Source organism: Colwellia sp. MB3u-8 (assembly GCF_014076985.1).
Lineage (GTDB): Bacteria > Pseudomonadota > Gammaproteobacteria > Enterobacterales > Alteromonadaceae > Cognaticolwellia.
On record NZ_JACGVA010000037.1, the window covers coordinates 165,916 to 183,198 of the forward strand.

Sequence of the window (17,283 nt, forward strand, 5' to 3'; positions counted from 1 at the left end):
ATCCATAAAACTGTCAAAATTTATTGATATTCGGTTTGTATACAGATTGTGATTTAAAACTTAACTTCACTTTATCATCAGCTAAACTTAAGCCCAGCGGTATGCCATGAAGAATTATTTACTTTTTGTAATTGATAATATCATCCATCGATTTTTCAGCTGATAAGCCTCTACCATAGGTAGATTACAAACAGCTAAAGACTACAAAATTTTGCAAAAATAGGCAGAAAACCTAAGGCTAACGTTTTAGAGCTAGATGTTGAGTAAATTAATAACTAGTCTAAAAAGTCTATGGCATAGATTATTATGTTGGCAAAAAAACCTGTGTAGTAATGCGCCATTGATATGCTGTATCTTGAGGGTCAAGAAAATGGAGCATGCTGAATCGACACGACTAAAAAACGTGCTTCAGCGCTATAATATCTTTGTGTATTAGGGATATATTTACCCGCCTAGTTCATGGTAATTTCATCTTTAGTCTGCTTTATGTATTTCTTTATAAAGCATATTGATCATCGCCATTATTTTAAAATGATGAGTTTTTAATTTATGATGTAATGCTTGTTGTTGTGTGTGTACCTTCCGCTCGTGTTGATGCATTGGGGCTGTGTTTGTCTCCTTGGCTTTACTCGCGTTACTGAAATTATCTTCAGCATTTTTCATGATTTTTTCGTGTTCATGAGCAACTTTAGCTTGAGCTTGAATGGCCTGAGTATGCTCCATCAATATTGATGTTTGTTGCTGCATGGTTTTTTCTATGGCTACTAGTTTAGTCAACGCTTTTTGCTGCTCTTTTGTCCAATACTTTATCTCATCTAGCCATAAAGCATGTTCAGAGTCCCATTGACTGTGTTCTTGGTGCGCCGCTAGATGATGCTCTGTGATGATAGTTTGTGCTTGTTCTCTAAGACTCTTGGTAAACGCCATTAACTCTACTGTATTTGAATTAGCGATACTTTGTAACTTGTCCCAAATTGAAGAATTTACAAAAGCCAGCTCCAACTTTATTTGCTCTTTATAGGCTTCACCTGCACCTTCGAAAGCTTCACCTAACATTCGAAAGTTATCTTTTAAGTCTTTGCTAGCTTGCTCAATTTTATCTTTACTAATTTCTTTGGCATCTTTGAGCTTCTCTTCTGCGGCATGAAAGGCCTGCTGCAAAGTTTTACCTTCTGTTATCACAAAGTCTTCGATGGCATCTACCATTGCTTTATAACTGACTTGTAATTCTGTTTTTTGCTCATTTTTTTTCATGGTGAGTTACCTTTAAAAATTGACTATAAATTAATATGATAATTACTCAAACCCGCGTTATATACTATTCGGTATTATACTTAATGAATTGTGGAAACTACTTAACGCGGTTAATGGACTTAGCCAAAAGGTATCTCTTGTTTAGTTACCGGCAGTCTACAAATAAAGGGGAGAGCTGATATCTAAACCTTAGTATCAAGTTTGAAGTGCAACAATTACAGCAAGACTGTCGGTATAACAGATTAATACAGTGAAAATAACGCGTGGCTATAATTGTTATGCAATGGCCAATGGTTATTTTCTCGTTTGATTTCCTATTGTCGTTAGGCTGATATCGGCAAAAGAATTATCGATTTATTTTGTGACAATTGGTACAGCCACCAGAAACTTTACCTGCAAAATAATAATTTGGCTCTTGCAGAGCGGCAGCGGATCTTGCTTGGTCAATTGCAGCGACAAAGTCTTGCATGTGATCTTGCATAAACGGGTGATTTCCTCCCGCCTCTCCTGTCATTAATTTAGCGGCAGTCCTTCCCATGTTTTGTAATGCTTTTAGTACTTGCTGGCGCTGGTCCTTCGCACCATCTTGAGTGGGTTCATAACCCTTAATCAGTGCTTTATCGAGTAATAGCATTTGCTGCGATAATCTAGCCATGTCAGATCTAAGCTCAGCGGGTTCAGTGTATTTAAAACCTGGAGGGTAGGTTATCTTACGCATAGACTCTGCAAATTTACTGCTGCAACCCGCTAGGGTTAAACTCATGGCAACGACAATGCCCGCAGACCAAAAAACGTTTGATTTATTCATAGTTATAAACTCCATTAACACTCAGTTATTGACTAATTTTATAGAGTGATTTAAATTAAACTAATCGATTCGGTTCAGTCTAGCTTTTAAAAGCTTATTTTCCTGTTCGAGCTTTTTTTTCTCTTTCATTAAATCTATGACTAAGCTAATGGCGACCCAGTCAATTAAAAGTTGTTGGTTCAATTTAATGGCTTTTTTGAGCCAATGAGCACTCTCCAAATCGAAAATCCATTCTGAATCTTGACTGTCTGATATAGGTGCAGCAATGCCGTATTCAACCATTTCTATTATGATGCATTTTTCAATTCCGGCTATTTCACACAATTCATTGACTGAAATATGTAAGCTTATATCTGTCATTTTGGCTAACTCCACTCTGTTCTGGGGTTATACTTTTCTACTTCAGCAAGTTGTTGCCATAACTGTTTTGTTTCATCGGTAGTTGATGGCGGAATTACAATTTTGATGACGGTAATCAGGTCACCCTGACCGGACTTACTATTGAGTCCTTTGCCTTTTACTCGTAGTTTCTGACCACTCTGGCAGTTAGCGGGAATGTTGAGCTTAACTTTGCCATCAAGTGTCGGTATTTCAAGTTTAATACCCAGCGCAGCTTCCCAAGGCGTCAGTGGCACGTTTAATAATAAGTTTGAGCCTTGTACATCAAATAATGGATGCGGCACCAATCTAATAATCAGATACAAATCCCCGTTTAACTTATGGTTACTGCCTGGTGCGCCTTGGCCTTTTAACCTTATGCGCTCACTATCTTTAACACCTTTAGGCACTTTCACATTAAGCGATTTCTTGATTTTGGTGAGTTGACCATTGGTGGATGCAGGGACATGATATTCAATGGGTTTAGTGACACCTGAAACACTTTCTTCTAAAAAAACTGGTAATTCCATTTCAAAATCTTGGCCTTTAAATAGATCCTCGCTATGAGCTTGTGAGTGTCTTCTAGACTTGGCTCGGTCAGCAAAAAAGGAATTAAAAAAGTCAGAAAAACCATCATTTTCGTTTGACTGATATTGATTGTTACCGCTCGAAGATTGCCAGTCGGGTGGTACATCAAAACCCTCTGATGAACCTGAGCCATAGCGTCTCATTTTATCGTACTCGGCTCTTCTTCCCTCATTTTTTAATACTTCGTAGGCTTCAGCTACTTCTTTAAACTTTTCTTCTGCCCCGGGCTCAGGGTTCTTATCAGGATGATATTTAACGGCCAACTTACGATAGACTGTTTTGATTTCCTTTAGATCAGCATTTTCAGCCAAGCCTAGAATCTTGTAGTAATCTTTAAATTTCATTGATTGACCGTGCCCCAAATTTTATTGACTTTATCTGGCTAGAAGCACCACTTTACGCTTTTTTGAAGGCGAAATTTTGATACAAATCAAGATAACGAATAGTTGTCAGTAGCAGGTATCGCTATTTTTCATGCTAAGGCAAAGTTATTGTGTATTGCCTCTTTAGAGAGAAAACTCGTGGCCTGCTCATGTATGCTAGATATCCATAAACCTATCAAAATTCATTGATATGCGTTTTTGTTTTTGCCATTGCATGTCAGCTAAGTTATTGAAAATGTCTTTGACCTTATGCTCGTCAACTTGCTCTGCTACTACTTGGTATACTGCTATGAGTTCATCACTCATTTTCATGGATAATTCTAAAATATCATCCATCGATTGTGTTGATGGATGGTTTTTGACTATTGGCAGTTTTAAAATTTCTTGATCATTGGCATATTGTAGCCAAGTATCTAAAACACCCGATGGCGTGTTTTTTTCATAATGGGCTAATGATTCAGCTAATTTTTTTTCTTCACTGATCATATATTCCAACAATAACTGTGTTCTTGGTATATTTTCATCTTTGGCTAATTTTTGATAAAAAACAACTAATTTCTGATGAAATTCTTTCGCATGTTTAAGTGCATCTCTGGCGCTTTCAAATCGCATAATGTTCTCTTTGGTTAAGCCTAGTTATGGTCTTTTTTATCATATAAGTGAGCTAATAAACTTTGATAGTGATCAAGTTTCTCACTGTTAGGCTTTATTTTGCTAAAAAAGGGCAAGAATACAAAACATTTAGGATAACGATAATAGGTACGTGCTTGACCTTGCTATGTCATGCTTTTTAAAGAACGTCCAAACATGGCAAGGCTGGCGATAAAAAATGCCGCACCAAGCGCAATAAGAATAATCAATTGTGGCCAGACTAAATTAATGCCGGCACCACGAAAAACTACGGCTTGAGAGAACTCCATATAGTGTCTTGAAGGTAATAACCAAAAGTGCAAATTGTGCCATGGTGTGTGCAATAGTCCCTAAAAACATACCGATGGCAGCAGCGGCAAAAAGGTAGGCAGAAGTGCCTAATAATGAGTGTGTTAATTCTCTGTGCTGCTTGAGCTGGGGCTAGGTGAAACCAACGCGCATGTAAGGTCATCTTTTGCGCTACGGTTAATTCGCCATACAATGAAAAAGCCTGTGACATAAAGCCAACGCGTTGTACGTGTTTGCATATCGTTTGCATTGACCGCTTTACCAAACATTTAGGCCTCACCACTGCTAACCGACAGCAAGCCTGTGAGCATTTTCATGATTGTAGTTTTACCACAACCATTTGAACCTAAGAAACCAAAAATCTCTCCGGCTTGTATTTCAAAACTGACATCATTTACTACGGTAAAGTCGCCAAAAAGTCAGGTTAAATTTTTAGCTATAATTGCAGGTGACGCGTTACTTTTTTTAAAGGGGGGGGATAATCAATTTACTATGGTTAGCCCTTTTTTCTTGCGGTAATAAACGCACAAATGCGCTTTCTAGATCTTTGGTATGGGTTTTAGCTTTTATTTCCTGTGGCGTACCGGTATCAAGCACAGGTCAGGCATCCATCGCAATTAACAAAACCTTCAGCTTCATCCATATAGGCGGTAGAGACTAATACACTCATGGTTGGGCGGTCGTACCCTGATAGACGCAATAAGTTGCCAAATGCCAGCAGAAATAGTTAACCTAATATCGTCAAACGCTAGCGTATTATGATAGCGATGAGTAACGCTTTGGATACGCGTTACCGTTTGCATTATTTTACTCACTTAATGTGTCCTCTACTGACGACTTTGTTCGGCAGGATTAATATCATCAGGTGATTTTTGTAAAAATACCGGCCAAGCAGAGGGTTGTTTCCCTTTACAAGCAGAGGGTTGTTTCCCTTTAGTTGCTGACAAGCGAATATAAGCAACCCCGCGCACGCCTGTATTAACTTGCTCAAGGTTGTGTTTATGCTTGTTATATCGAATCGGTGGCAACTAGCATATATTGGGGATGTCCGATATTTGAATGTGGCTTCCCCTTAGTGACTGTCCACTTGATCCCACTGGGCAGCTAAGTCATCACTGTAGATGTAAGAATCTTGTCTTAAATAAGAAATAATGCCTGCGTAATATAAGAAAAAAACAATAAAAATCATCAGTATAGGAAATCCCCATTGGTATAAGTACAAACCACAGTGTGTTAGAGGGAATTCCCCAATGGCTAAGTAAGAAAATTCTTCTATCATTACTTACAATCACCATAAACAATTAAGTTTGCATCAAGAGGATTTAGCATGACTGAAAAACTGACCAGCGATCATAAAAAAGTGACTATTGGCGATCTTGATATCACCATCCGGCCCATCACTCCTGAAGACAAGCACTTAGAAGCATCCTTTGTAAAAAAGCTATCAATGCAAACAAAATACGAACGCTTTTTTGAAGGTTTAAAAGAATTATCGCCTTCAATGTTGAACGTGCTGAGTAATATCGACTATGTAGATACCATGGCTTATATCGCGACTATTAACACTGAAGAAGGCGAAAAAGAAATTGGTATGTGTCGCTACGCCGCTGACAAAGTGCCAGGCGAAAGTGAAATGGCAATAACTGTTGCAGATGATTACCCCTATGAGGATATTGCAACTGTGTTATTGCATTCGTTGTTTGAGCATGCAAAGGCGAATAATATAAAACGTCTTTTTTCAATTGAACTCAGCAGTAATAATCGCATACGAAAATTAGCTAAACATCTGGGGATGTCTGCTAAAGTTCATCCAGAAGATACGACTTTGATCCTGTATTCATTGCTGTTGAAGTAAGGCGTTTAGCGACCCTTGAGTAATTCTTGGGTCGCTAGGGCGATAATAACTTCTTCGTTTGTTGGTATTACCAGCACCTTAACACTCGAGTCATCTTGGCTAATCACGCTTTTATGCTGACGGTTCTTACTTGCATCTAAAGTAACCCCAAGCCAAGTTAAGTGCTGACAAATTTGTGCGCGTATGGGGGCTGAATTTTCGCCAATACCGGCAGTAAACACAAGGGCATCAATGCCACTTATGGTGCTAACCAGAGCAGCAAGCTCGCGAGCGGCGCGATAACAAAACAAGTCAATGGCTTGTTTTGCCTGTGGGTCGTTACTTTGTTCTAGTACTTGCATGTTACTGCTAATACCCGAAACCCCCAGTAGTCCAGACTCTTTATAGAGCATGTGTTCTACGTCTTCTACACTCATTTTATAATGGCGTAAAAGGTGGATAACAACACCGGCATCAAGGCTTCCGCAACGTTGGCCCATCATTAGACCATCAAGCGCTGTAAAGCCCATAGTTGTTGCTACGCTTTGTCTTTGCTTTAAGGCGCACATACTCGCGCCGTTGCCTAGATGAGCGACAATAACGCGTCCATTGGCAAGTGTGCCCAAATATTGTGGCAAACAGCTGGCAATATACTGATAAGAAAGACCATGAAATCCATAACGAATAATGCCTTTATCGCTATATTCGCGCGGTAGGGCAAACAGTTGTGCAAGCGTGGCTTGTGTCGAATGAAAACTGGTATCAAAACAAGCGACTTGGGGTAACTCAGGGGCCCAATTAAAAATGGCTTCAATAGCGGCAAGGTTATGCCCTTGATGCAGTGGTGCCAGTGGGATCAGTTTTTTTAAGCGTTCAACCACACTAACCGTAAGTTTTGTTGGCGTTAAAAAGTCGCGACCACCATGTACTACACGATGACCAACAGCTTTAATTTTATAACCTTGGTTATGCTGATTAAGCCATTCAAGCAGCCACTGTATTAGCGCCTCATGTGTCGTTTGATCATTAAATGCAGTAAGGTCGTTGTCGGTTAAATCACTGCCTTTAGCGTCTACGGCATAAAGTCTCGGACTTTGACCAATATTGACGACTTTACCACTGAGTAAAGCCTGCGAATTAGGTATGGCAAAGCTATGAAGCGCAAACTTGATGCTCGACGACCCTGCGTTAATAACCAGTACCGCATCGTTCATAAAATAGTCTTCTTAGTATAATCGACATAGCGCTGGGCTAACACACAAGAGGCAAGTCGTGAAAGCGTTCCGTCGGCCCGACTGGTTAAAATTATGGGTACTGTAGCGCCAAGTACAATACCGGCAGATTCTGCACCCGCTAAATATATCAGTTGTTTAGCGATCATGTTGCCGGCTTCTAAGTCGGGTGCTACTAAAATGTCGGCGTCACCGGCAACCTCTGATACTAGCTCTTTAGCCGCCGCAGCAGATTTTGAAATAGCGTTGTCAAATGCCAAGGGTCCATCGATGATACCGCCCGTTATTTGCTTGCGATCAGCCATTTTGCATAATCCAGCGGCGTCTAGGGTTGAAAGTATTTTTGAATTAACCGTTTCAACCGCAGATAAAATCGCTACTTTAGGAAGGGTTATGCCTAAAGTATGCAGTAAATCGATAGCGTTTTGTACAATGTCACGCTTGGCGTTTAGATCGGGAGCAATATTGATGGCGGCATCGGTAATAAATAGTGGTTTATGGTAAGTGGGTACGTCTAATGCAAATATATGACTCATTCTGCGTTCAGTGCGTAAGCCCTTGCTCTTATGTAATATAGCTTGCATTAATTCATCGGTATGCAATTTACCTTTCATGATGGCATCAAGATTATTTTTTCGCACTTCTTCAACCGCAATTTCCGCTGCACCATGACTGTGTGGTGCATCAATCAATTTTATGCCAGCCAAACTGCATCCAGCCTCCCTTGCTACGGCAATAATTTTATCTTTAGGGCCGATCAAAATGGGCTCAATAACACCTTGGCGTTTTGCCTCAATGGCCCCGAGCAAGGATATTTCATCGCAAGGGTGCACTACTGCCACTCTAATGGGGGCAATGTCTTTGGTTGATTCAAGTAATTTCTGATAATGCGCCCCGTGCTCATGTAAATGCACTTCAGGTAATATCACTCTGGGTCGGCGTACTTTCTCGTTCGGCGCTATAACCCTAGCTTCGCCTATGATAACGCACTCGCCGTCCTGATTTAGGCATTCACATTTAAGCAATACCTGTTTTTTGTCAGCAATTTTTTCTTTCACTGTCACGCGTACCAATACCTTGTCACCAATGCTAACCGGATGACGAAAACTTAAAGATTGATTTAAATAAATGGTGCCTGGACCCGGTAATTGCGTCCCCAATACGGCTGATATAAGCGCACCACCCCACATACCATGGGCGATCACTTTATGGAAAATATCCGCTTTTGCATATTCTAGGTCAACATGGGCAGGGTTAACGTCGCCTGACATAACGGCAAACAATTCAATATCTTGCGGTTTAAGTACCCGAGTTAGTTCTGCTATGTCGCCGACAGCTATTTCATCAAAGGTCTTGTTTTCAATATATTCCATGACATTTCCTCGTTTAAGCCAATAAGTGATAACCGGCATCAACAAAGGTAATATTGCCGGTAACACTTTTAGCCGCGTCACTAACAAGGCTGGTAGCTACGTTGCCTACGTCTTCGATAGTGACTAGTTGGCGCATGGGTGCTCGGGCTCTTGCGTCATTGATAAGTTCATCAAAAAAAGCGATACCAGAGGCTGCGCGTGTTTGTAATGGGCCCGGAGAAAGCGCATTAACTCGAATACCTGCTGGGCCAAGTTCGGCCGCTAAATAACGTACCGACGATTCCAACGCTGCTTTTACTGGCCCCATAATATTGTAATTTTCGACCACTTTTTCTGCGCCATAGTAACTAACTGTGAGTAAGCAGCCGCCATTTTTCATTAAAGGTTCTGCTTGACGGGCCATACGAATAAACGAATGGCAAGAAATATCCATCGCTTGAGAAAAGCCTATTCGAGAACAATCAGTAACCCGTCCATGTAAGTCGTCTTTTGGACAATAGGCAATTGAATGTAAAATAAAATCTAACTCGCCCCACGTTGTAGCGATACGCTGAAAAACAGCCTCAAGTTGGCTGTCATCTTGTACATCCAGTGGTAACAACATTTCGGCGTTAACCTCTGTTGCCACAGGTTCGACATAGGCCTTACTTTTTTCATTAAGATAGGTGATAGCAAGTTTTGCACCTGCTAGTGAAAATGCCTTAGCACAGCCCGCTGCGATAGATTGCTCATTGGCAATACCTACCACTAACCCTCGTTTTCCTTCGAGTATCTTCATCTTGCTTTTCCTCAAGCTTTTAGTTTTGCAATATATAAGTGCCAGGAGCATCACAAAGTACACTAAGTTTTTTGTTGGGCGCGCCCATGGTAGGCGGGGCAGTTAATTTACTGGAATGGTTATGCAGCCACTTTGTTAACTCTGGCCACCATGAACCCTCATGATGTACTTGTTTAGCTTCCCAGCTGTTTGGGTCAGTATATTTAGCATCTTTCTTAGTGGTACCTATTTGGTAACTTCTACGTGGATGCCCAGGCTCGCTCACTATGCCGGCATTATGACCACCGCTGGTTAACAAAAAGGTAACGTCAGTATCACTCAATAAATGAAATTTATAAACTGACTGCCAAGGGGCCACATGGTCTTTTTGCGTGCCAACAACAAATGCAGGAGCGCGGATATCAGAAATAGAAATGGGTTTATCATCTACAAGATAGCGGCCTTCAGTCAGGTCATTATCTAAAAATAGCTTACGTAAGTAATGTGAATGCATTTTATACGGCATACGCGTGGTGTCGGAATTCCACGCCATTAAGTCGTTAACCGGCGTGCGTTTACCCATTAAATAATCATGTACCATGCGCGACCAAATTAAGTCATTTGAGCGCAGTAATTGAAAAGCGCCCGACATTTGCTTAGCGTCTAAATAGCCTTGTTCCCACATCATGTCTTCTAAAAAGCTAACCTGGCTTTCATTAATGAATAACATTAATTCACCGGCTTCTGAAAAATCGACTTGAGTGGCTAATAATGAAAGTGATTGAATTCTATCGTCTCCGTCTCTAGACATGGCAGCTGCAGCTATTGAAAGTAATGTACCGCCTAAGCAATAACCAATACCATGGATTTTCGCTTTACCGGTAATTTTACCTATGGTGTCAATGGCATCCATAACGCCATACTGGCGGTAATCAGCCATGCCTAAATCACGGTCGTCTTGGTCTGGGTTTTTCCATGAGACCATAAACACGGTAAACCCTTGCTCGGTTAAGTATTTTACTAGCGAGTTTTGAGCTGATAAATCAAGAATGTAGTATTTCATGATCCATGCCGGCACGATTAGAATAGGCTCTGGACGAACCTGCTCTGTTACGGGAGCATATTGAATTAATTCAATTAAGTGGTTGCGATAAACTACCTTACCCGGCGTAACAGCAAGATTTTTGCCAACCGCATATTCTTCCGTACCCACAGGTTTTTTATTACCCATATTGCGTTGCATGTCGTCCATCAGGTTTTGCATACCCCGGACTAAATTTTGGCCACCTTCTTGTTTAGTTTGTTCCAGTAATTGCGGATTGGTAAGCAAGTAATTTGACGGTGAAAATACATCCAACATTTGCCGAGTGGCAAACTCAACCACATTCTCATGCTGTTGAGTGACACCGTTCACATCGGTTGTTGCATTTGACCACCACTGCTGGTTAAGTAAAAACGACTGGGATAACAGATTAAATGGCCACGTTTGCCAAGTAGGGTCGCTAAAACGTTTATCGAAGGGTAAAGGTTCTATGCAAGGCGGATTTTGACATTTCTGTGTTGTGCACTCGCTAAGATAGCCGGCGAGTCGAGTAGACTTCCTAGTCGCTTTTTCCATAAGATGAGCTTGTTTACCTGGCGATAACGCTAAGTGCACAGCCCAATCAGCATAGGCGGCCATGAGTGCGCTTGGTGATAACCCTGAGGTCAATTTAGACATGGCGGCATGTAGCGTTTTATCCATAGCGTCATATTGCGAATTTTCTTTTTTCACTTTATATTCCTTAAATATGTAGTCACCGGCAATTACTGCAGTTTATTGGGTCAAGTGGCCTTTTATTAGCTTGTAGCGGCTTGTTTAGCCCAGCTGAATTAATGGTGTTTGTCGAACATGCACTCAGCAGTTAACTCGAACATGCACTCAGCAGTTAACTCGAACATGCACTCAGCAGTTAACTCGAACATGCTCAATAATTTAATAAGTATCCATAATTTATCAGCGAATAACTTCTCTTAACAATTGGTGATTGCCACACGCACATGTGGATAACCACAATTGGCTCAGGGTTTAAAATTCAATATACTGATTTCATTTTCAAGTTCATTCAGAGCCTATGAAGACTGAGCCACGCCTTATACAAGCTTCTGTTTTTCTGCAAAATTTATCGCAGCCGGTTGCTTTGTGGCTGGCTATATTAACTGGGCTTGGTGTGATGGCCATTCAATATGCCACTTGGCTGAATGGCAGCGGGGAAGGGTATTCTCTTTTTACGTTAAGCTTTGCCCAAGGTAGTCAATTCAATAGTCATTTAACGATTAGCTTGTTACTGAGTATATTGTCTGGGCTATTTGTCTATCAAGCATTGATGAACAGCATTAGAACTCAGCAATTAAAAAACAAAGCCAAGTATTTAACAACCTTGTTTCAACAATTACCGGGAACGACTTATCGTTTTATTATGGATGCCAATGAGGTGCGTATTGAGGGGGTTTCGAATGACATTTATCAACAACGCATTGCTGAAGATAGTGCTCGTTTGCAGACAGAAAAATTGGCGCATGTGGCTCGCTTAAATGCACTGGGAGAAATGGCGTCTGGCATTGCCCACGAAATTAATCAGCCACTTGCGGCAATCTCTTTATTTGCACAAGCAGGAAAACGCTTGCTGGCTTGTGGTCAATACGAACGTGTACCCGAGGTGTTTGATAAATTAAGTCAACATGCGCAGCGTGCTGGTGTAATTATTGAGCGTATACAGTCAATGGCTAAGCCACATAATCGGGTGAAAAAATTGGTAGGCTGCTATGATTTAATCACTGAGGTTGCTCAACTGGCTCAAGCTGAAGCTCGCTTTTATGATATTAAAATAGAGTTAATTATTGCAAGAAAACTGCCTATGGTTACGATCGATGTATTGCAAATTCAACAGGTTATATTAAACTTGTTGCGCAATGGCATGCAGGCTATGAGTGTGATTAATTGTCGTAATGGTGATGAAATTTTCTTAAAAGCTAAGATGAATAACCGTAATGAATTAGAAATTGCGGTTACTGACAGTGGCGATGGAATATCAGAGCAAGCTGGAAACAGTTTATTTAAAGCTTTTTCAACCACCAAAGAAACGGGCATAGGCATGGGTTTAGTGATCAGCCGAGCGATTATAGAGGCACATAACGGATTGATTAAATTTTTTAATAATAAAAATGGTGGTGCGACCTTTTATTTTACTTTGCCTACCACTAAGCGAGACAGCTAATATGCCAGTAGAACAAATAGTGTATGTTGTTGACGACGATGAAGGGATTCGAGAAGGCTTAAGCCTGCTGTTAGAAACCACTGGGCAATCAGTTAAATCATACAGTAATGCGGCTGATTTTTTAGATGACTACGACAAAACAATGCGCGGTTGTCTTATTCTAGATATACGCATGCCACGTATGACCGGCTTAGACTTACAAAAAAAACTGAACAACTGTGGCGCTGCGCTGCCCATCATTTTTATTACCGGTCATGGCGATATTCCTATGGCAGTTGAGGCTATGCGCCAAGGCGCGATCGACTTTATTCGCAAGCCCTTTAGGGAGCAAGACCTACTCGACAGAATTAATCAAGCCCTTTTGATTGATGCCAGTAGGAGTAAGCAACAAGATGATCTTAGTATTACACTAAGTAAACTCGCCTTACTTTCTGAACGCGAACGGCAAATCTTTGAGCGTGTGGCAAAAGGTGAAATGAACAAAGTTATTGCCCATGACCTTGGCATAAGTGAAAGGACAGTTGAAGTACACCGCTCACAAGTCATGAAAAAGCTTGAGGTAAAAACTTTAGCAGAACTGGTACGCTTTAAACTACAAGAAGAAATATCAACACTAATTTAACTTGTCACCTTGTTTTTTATCAAGATAACTACATGAAGTAGAAAGAGTATATTTCAAAAAAATTGTGCTTGGCTTTTGCTTGGTCATGATTCTATTGTTAATGGCGATTTGTTGAGGTCATCATTTGTTTAAAGGCCCTAAGTTATTATTTCATCATTTTCTCTTAGCAGGGCATTAACTTTTTTGTGCTAGATAAATTTATTGCTACCAGATGTTTTAGTTTTAGCACTTCATATCTATCTTTATAGAATAAACTTTACTACCTGTTTTAGTTTGTAGTTATAGGTAAATCAATGGGGAACGTTTATGTTTCAAGTCTTTACAGATCTAGCCTCGTGGTTAGTTGTTGATATATTCGGTCTGTCAAAAGCAACCAAGTTAGGCGACGCATTGCATTTTTTTATTGAAGATACCACTAAGATATTTTTTTTGTTGCTCGTGATGATTTACGCTATTGCCTTGTTAAGAGCCTCAATGAATGTAGAGCGTGTTCGTGATTATTTAGCAGGTAAACATAAATGTGTCGGTTATTTATTAGGCTCAAGTTTTGGCGCAATAACACCCTTTTGCTCTTGTTCAAGCATTCCGGTATTTTTAGGTTTTACTTCTGCGGGTATTCCTGTGGGCATAACCATGTCATTCCTCATTACATCACCGCTGATTAATGAAGTCGCCGTATTATTGTTACTGAGTTTATTAGGCTGGAAGTTTACGGTGCTTTACGTTGTTGTGGGTATGTCGGTAGGTATTTTAGGCGGTGTTTTTCTTGATGCCATCAAAGCTGAACGTTGGTTGCAATCTTTTGCTGCAAAAGCTTTAGCACAAGGCAAAAACGCTTCTACAGAGAAAGCCAAACGACCAGCAGCATTATCCCTAAAAGAAAGACATGTTTTTGCCAAACAAGAAATGTTAGAAATATTTTCTCGGGTATGGAAATGGGTCATCATAGGTGTGGGCTTAGGATCTGCTTTACATGGTTTTGTGCCTGACGGTTGGATTCAAGCACATTTAGGTGATGGTCAGTGGTGGTCGGTTCCCGCTGCGGTATTACTTGGTATACCTTTATATTCTAATGCCACTGGTGTTATTCCTGTTATGGAAGGTTTAATTAAGCAAGGGTTGCCTATTGGTACCACACTGGCCTTTTGTATGAGTACTGTTGCGGCAAGTTTCCCCGAGTTTATTTTATTAAAGCAAGTGATGCAGTGGCGCTTATTGGCCGTGCTTTTTATGCTATTACTTATCGCATTTACATTAATTGGTTGGATTTTTAATTTTCTAACTCCGTTTATTTAAGCGTTAAATTTTAACGCTTTATTTTAGGTCTACATTAAATAGGAAATGCTAATGAAAGAAATAAAAGTACTAGGTACGGGTTGTGCTAAGTGTATTAAAACAGTAGAAATAATTTCAAAAATAGCCAGTGAACTTAATATTGATATCCAAATAAATAAAGTGACTGATCCCGAAATAATTATGGCCTATGGCGTAATGAGTACACCGGCCATAATTATTGATGAAATAAACGTGCACAGTGGCTCTATTCCCCATCGTCAAGATATTGAATTATGGTTACAAAAATAGTGCAGGTGACATTGCATAGCTCAGTATTTTTTACGGTAAACAATACTGAGCTATGAACATGGATGTTAAGTTTCTACTCGACAGTTATATGTGTCTAGGCACCTGGCGTTCAGCAGCTTTTATAAATAACTAAGCTGTTTTAAAGTGAGTGTCAGCTATGCACAAAATAGTAAGCCAGTTAATATTTTGATGTTTTTATAAACGATCAACTGAATTATCAGCGGAATCAATGTTAACTTTTGAGTCAGATTAGTTGTCTTTCGGTAGTATGCCTTTGTAATCAATAGCGAGTTTTTCTTCTTAGCTATTGCAGTCTAATTTTTAAGACTGGTTAGACTATTTTTTGTCTCTGCAGACGTCAGATTAATTTATTATCTTAGCCAGTGTTAACTTTTACCCACATACTGTTTATTTATACAGTATGTTTTGGTAGAATCATTTTAATCTTTCTTTAGCCAATCTCAAGTTACCATGACAAAACAAAAAATCAGCTTTGAACAACGTTATGATGAAATAGGTCAAAGCCTTAAAAGCTATTTTGCTACTTTAGATTTAGCACAAAAAACTTTTGTAAATTATTGCAAATTTAATGGCCGATTATTATTTATAGAAGAACAAAGGTTCAACGAAAAAGAGCAGGGGTTTTCAGAACAATATAAAATAGTGACTGCCTTACAAAAAGTCCTCGCTTTAGAGTATAACGATGCACCCAGTTCTTTTGCGTTACCAGGTAGTACGGAAACTTTTCACGCGGTGATTGCATTGCCAACAGAATGTGAAGAAACCATTATTGATATTAATGAAACAAAGCATCTTATTGGTGAGTTACTAGCGTCAACCGTTGACGCTAGAACAAAAGTTGATGGTAATTGGGCACCGATGAATAAAGAATTATTGCGCGCTATTGGCAGACCTAGAGCCAATATTAAACAAGTTAAACGTCGTTTGAATGTACATAAAGAACAATATAGCCGAATTTCATACAGTGGCACTTGGCAAAGGCCAAACTATCGTAAAACATACGAAGATGTTAAAGCCTTGTTATCTCAATTTACTTCAGAGCAAGCTAAATATGACCGAGAGACTTTGGAGAAATATAAACATCTTAAAAGCTTCGCGTTATATTACGACAAACATTACAGCTCGATGGATGGTAACTTCAAACTAAAAGAGCCGGTAATAGTAAAGCATAAAGATGGCAGTGAATCAGAAAAAAGTATTTTGACACAAAAAATTTCATCACCTATTTATCTATTGTGTGAGGGTGATGTCAAAGATGTCGATGTTGAAGTTCGCTATAAAATTAAAGAAAATAAAAATACCCGTAGCTCGTTTAAAGTGGTGATTGAAGAAAAGCCTATTCTTAAGTCAGTGCCGGTTTACTTATATCATGAGCAATAAATTATTAGTACTTAACAACTTACTCTGGTTATTAAGTACTAATAATTTATTGCTCATATAACGGTTAGAACAAAATAATATATTTTTAAACGTAACGCTCCTCAAATACCGTGACCAACTAGTTATAAAAACAAATAGAATCAATACACAACACGGATTTCATAGTTTTAAATCAGTAAGTGTAATTAAGGCAACTCGAATTTAAACCTAAGCCGAAAAGAAGGGAAGGGTAAGTTCAACACGCATCTCTACTGAGTTTGTTTCAACGTCGGTTCACGCGAATAATTACTGAGGAAATGAAAAATACTAGGTCTATTAGTTAGGCATAACCTTATTGGTTAAGTGCGGTGGTTCAGCAAGCGCTTATTCTTTTACCATGTCTTTCGGCTTAGGTTTAAAAGTATACTTTTTTATAATATCCATACTATTGTCAAGAGCTATAAGGCATGTAAATGAGTTATTTAGGTAAATATTGATCGATATATCCCTTACAATAGCGAAATGACATCACGTACAGAAAGTGAATTTTTCTTTAGTAAATGCTCAAAGAGTAAAATGGATGCGTACATAGATGATGTTTCTGATAAAAATTATAGGTTTTAACATTGCTATTAATAAGATGTCTCTCGCTTTCTACGAAGATAAATTACACAATACTTGACCCAATAAGTCATCAGAATACTTATGTCATGAATCTAGCTTAGAAAGGGCGCTTAGTGCCATATTTAGTGTGGCGTTCAGTAATGCAGATTTTATGTGCTTGTCTTCAAATGAATATTTAATTATAACTCTAAACGATATTTATAAGGTCTCAGTATCGTTGCATTCACCATACCAGTCTGTGTTATTTGATGCTGTCCATAGTACATTGGT

19 protein-coding genes are annotated in these 17,283 nt (G+C 39.5%); 6 read left to right on the forward strand and 13 right to left on the reverse strand.

Going from position 1 to position 17,283, the window contains the following annotated elements:
* Window positions 1–474 precede the first annotated feature (474 nt).
* The 9 genes from H4J54_RS03095 to H4J54_RS03130 all read right to left on the reverse strand — a co-directional run bounded on the left by H4J54_RS03095 (window position 475) and on the right by H4J54_RS03130 (window position 5,378).
* Entirely contained in the window at window positions 475–1,254 is a 780-nt protein-coding gene (locus tag H4J54_RS03095) for a zinc ribbon-containing protein (RefSeq protein ID WP_182189458.1), read from the reverse strand.
* Between the two features lie 346 nt (window positions 1,255–1,600).
* Window positions 1,601–2,062: a hypothetical protein gene (locus H4J54_RS03100; protein ID WP_182189461.1), complete on the reverse strand. Its 462-nt coding sequence runs from the start codon at window positions 2,060–2,062 to the stop codon at window positions 1,601–1,603.
* A gap of 60 nt (window positions 2,063–2,122) precedes the next feature.
* Window positions 2,123–2,422: a chaperone modulator CbpM gene (locus H4J54_RS03105; protein WP_182189463.1), complete on the reverse strand. Its 300-nt coding sequence runs from the start codon at window positions 2,420–2,422 to the stop codon at window positions 2,123–2,125.
* Window positions 2,423–2,427: 5 nt separating this feature from the next.
* Window positions 2,428–3,372: a DnaJ C-terminal domain-containing protein gene (locus H4J54_RS03110; protein WP_182189465.1), complete on the reverse strand. Its 945-nt coding sequence runs from the start codon at window positions 3,370–3,372 to the stop codon at window positions 2,428–2,430.
* Between the two features lie 195 nt (window positions 3,373–3,567).
* Window positions 3,568–4,023: a hypothetical protein gene (locus H4J54_RS03115; protein ID WP_182189468.1), complete on the reverse strand. Its 456-nt coding sequence runs from the start codon at window positions 4,021–4,023 to the stop codon at window positions 3,568–3,570.
* Between the two features lie 164 nt (window positions 4,024–4,187).
* A complete protein-coding gene (locus H4J54_RS03120) occupies window positions 4,188–4,331 on the reverse strand; it encodes a hypothetical protein (RefSeq protein ID WP_182189470.1) in 144 nt (47 codons plus the stop codon).
* Window positions 4,332–4,619: 288 nt separating this feature from the next.
* On the reverse strand, window positions 4,620–4,727 hold the full coding sequence (locus H4J54_RS19650; protein WP_310650765.1) for an ATP-binding cassette domain-containing protein: 108 nt from the start codon (window positions 4,725–4,727) through the stop codon (window positions 4,620–4,622).
* A gap of 88 nt (window positions 4,728–4,815) precedes the next feature.
* Window positions 4,816–4,947, reverse strand: a complete 132-nt coding sequence (locus tag H4J54_RS19340) for a hypothetical protein (protein WP_259367036.1) — start codon at window positions 4,945–4,947, stop codon at window positions 4,816–4,818.
* A gap of 230 nt (window positions 4,948–5,177) precedes the next feature.
* Window positions 5,178–5,378 (reverse strand): hypothetical protein, encoded by a 201-nt coding sequence (locus H4J54_RS03130; protein ID WP_182189473.1) that lies wholly within the window; start codon window positions 5,376–5,378, stop codon window positions 5,178–5,180.
* A 299-nt stretch (window positions 5,379–5,677) separates the two neighbouring features.
* On the opposite strand from H4J54_RS03130, the gene H4J54_RS03135 reads away from it, so the two are divergent.
* A complete protein-coding gene (locus H4J54_RS03135) occupies window positions 5,678–6,205 on the forward strand; it encodes a GNAT family N-acetyltransferase (RefSeq protein ID WP_182189476.1) in 528 nt (175 codons plus the stop codon).
* A gap of 5 nt (window positions 6,206–6,210) precedes the next feature.
* Here H4J54_RS03135 and H4J54_RS03140 read toward each other — a convergent pair whose 3' ends face one another.
* From H4J54_RS03140 to H4J54_RS03155, 4 genes are read right to left on the reverse strand one after another with little or no spacing between them, the layout of a single operon-like run.
* Complete coding sequence (locus H4J54_RS03140; RefSeq protein WP_182189478.1) at window positions 6,211–7,398, reverse strand: acetate/propionate family kinase; 1,188 nt, start codon at window positions 7,396–7,398, stop codon at window positions 6,211–6,213.
* On the reverse strand, window positions 7,395–8,789 hold the full coding sequence (locus H4J54_RS03145; RefSeq protein WP_182189481.1) for a bifunctional enoyl-CoA hydratase/phosphate acetyltransferase: 1,395 nt from the start codon (window positions 8,787–8,789) through the stop codon (window positions 7,395–7,397). The genes H4J54_RS03140 and H4J54_RS03145 overlap by 4 nt, the downstream gene beginning before the upstream one ends.
* A gap of 13 nt (window positions 8,790–8,802) precedes the next feature.
* Entirely contained in the window at window positions 8,803–9,567 is a 765-nt protein-coding gene (fabI, locus tag H4J54_RS03150; RefSeq protein WP_182189483.1) for an enoyl-ACP reductase FabI, read from the reverse strand.
* A 19-nt stretch (window positions 9,568–9,586) separates the two neighbouring features.
* Window positions 9,587–11,320, reverse strand: a complete 1,734-nt coding sequence (locus H4J54_RS03155) for an alpha/beta fold hydrolase (RefSeq protein WP_310650109.1) — start codon at window positions 11,318–11,320, stop codon at window positions 9,587–9,589.
* Window positions 11,321–11,660: 340 nt separating this feature from the next.
* Here H4J54_RS03155 and H4J54_RS03160 point away from each other — a divergent pair, with 340 nt between their 5' ends.
* The 5 genes from H4J54_RS03160 to H4J54_RS03180 all read left to right on the forward strand — a co-directional run bounded on the left by H4J54_RS03160 (window position 11,661) and on the right by H4J54_RS03180 (window position 16,410).
* Complete coding sequence (locus tag H4J54_RS03160) at window positions 11,661–12,803, forward strand: sensor histidine kinase (protein WP_182189485.1); 1,143 nt, start codon at window positions 11,661–11,663, stop codon at window positions 12,801–12,803.
* Window position 12,804: 1 nt separating this feature from the next.
* The gene (locus H4J54_RS03165; RefSeq protein WP_182189488.1) at window positions 12,805–13,425 is read left to right on the forward strand and encodes a response regulator transcription factor; all 621 of its coding nucleotides are present in this window, start codon (window positions 12,805–12,807) and stop codon (window positions 13,423–13,425) included.
* 306 nt (window positions 13,426–13,731) lie between these two features.
* Window positions 13,732–14,721, forward strand: a complete 990-nt coding sequence (locus H4J54_RS03170) for a permease (RefSeq protein WP_182189491.1) — start codon at window positions 13,732–13,734, stop codon at window positions 14,719–14,721.
* Window positions 14,722–14,772: 51 nt separating this feature from the next.
* Entirely contained in the window at window positions 14,773–15,009 is a 237-nt protein-coding gene (locus H4J54_RS03175; protein ID WP_182189492.1) for a thioredoxin family protein, read from the forward strand.
* Window positions 15,010–15,480: 471 nt separating this feature from the next.
* Window positions 15,481–16,410, forward strand: coding sequence for a hypothetical protein (locus H4J54_RS03180; RefSeq protein WP_182189493.1), 930 nt, complete (start codon window positions 15,481–15,483; stop codon window positions 16,408–16,410).
* Window positions 16,411–17,283 lie beyond the last annotated feature (873 nt).

Bases quoted from the DNA above. Each gene is read 5' to 3' on its own strand.
- H4J54_RS03165 (WP_182189488.1), top strand. From the start codon at position 12,805: ATGCCAGTAGAACAAATAGTGTATGTTGTTGACGACGATGAAGGGATT.
- H4J54_RS03095 (WP_182189458.1), bottom strand. From the start codon at position 1,254: ATGAAAAAAAATGAGCAAAAAACAGAATTACAAGTCAGTTATAAAGCA.
- H4J54_RS03170 (WP_182189491.1), top strand. From the start codon at position 13,732: ATGTTTCAAGTCTTTACAGATCTAGCCTCGTGGTTAGTTGTTGATATA.
- H4J54_RS03175 (WP_182189492.1), top strand. From the start codon at position 14,773: ATGAAAGAAATAAAAGTACTAGGTACGGGTTGTGCTAAGTGTATTAAA.
- fabI (WP_182189483.1), bottom strand. From the start codon at position 9,567: ATGAAGATACTCGAAGGAAAACGAGGGTTAGTGGTAGGTATTGCCAAT.
- H4J54_RS03120 (WP_182189470.1), bottom strand. From the start codon at position 4,331: ATGGAGTTCTCTCAAGCCGTAGTTTTTCGTGGTGCCGGCATTAATTTA.
- H4J54_RS03105 (WP_182189463.1), bottom strand. From the start codon at position 2,422: ATGACAGATATAAGCTTACATATTTCAGTCAATGAATTGTGTGAAATA.
- H4J54_RS03115 (WP_182189468.1), bottom strand. From the start codon at position 4,023: ATGCGATTTGAAAGCGCCAGAGATGCACTTAAACATGCGAAAGAATTT.
- H4J54_RS03140 (WP_182189478.1), bottom strand. From the start codon at position 7,398: ATGAACGATGCGGTACTGGTTATTAACGCAGGGTCGTCGAGCATCAAG.
- H4J54_RS03160 (WP_182189485.1), top strand. From the start codon at position 11,661: ATGAAGACTGAGCCACGCCTTATACAAGCTTCTGTTTTTCTGCAAAAT.
- H4J54_RS03135 (WP_182189476.1), top strand. From the start codon at position 5,678: ATGACTGAAAAACTGACCAGCGATCATAAAAAAGTGACTATTGGCGAT.
- H4J54_RS03145 (WP_182189481.1), bottom strand. From the start codon at position 8,789: ATGGAATATATTGAAAACAAGACCTTTGATGAAATAGCTGTCGGCGAC.
- H4J54_RS03110 (WP_182189465.1), bottom strand. From the start codon at position 3,372: ATGAAATTTAAAGATTACTACAAGATTCTAGGCTTGGCTGAAAATGCT.
- H4J54_RS03100 (WP_182189461.1), bottom strand. From the start codon at position 2,062: ATGAATAAATCAAACGTTTTTTGGTCTGCGGGCATTGTCGTTGCCATG.
- H4J54_RS03180 (WP_182189493.1), top strand. From the start codon at position 15,481: ATGACAAAACAAAAAATCAGCTTTGAACAACGTTATGATGAAATAGGT.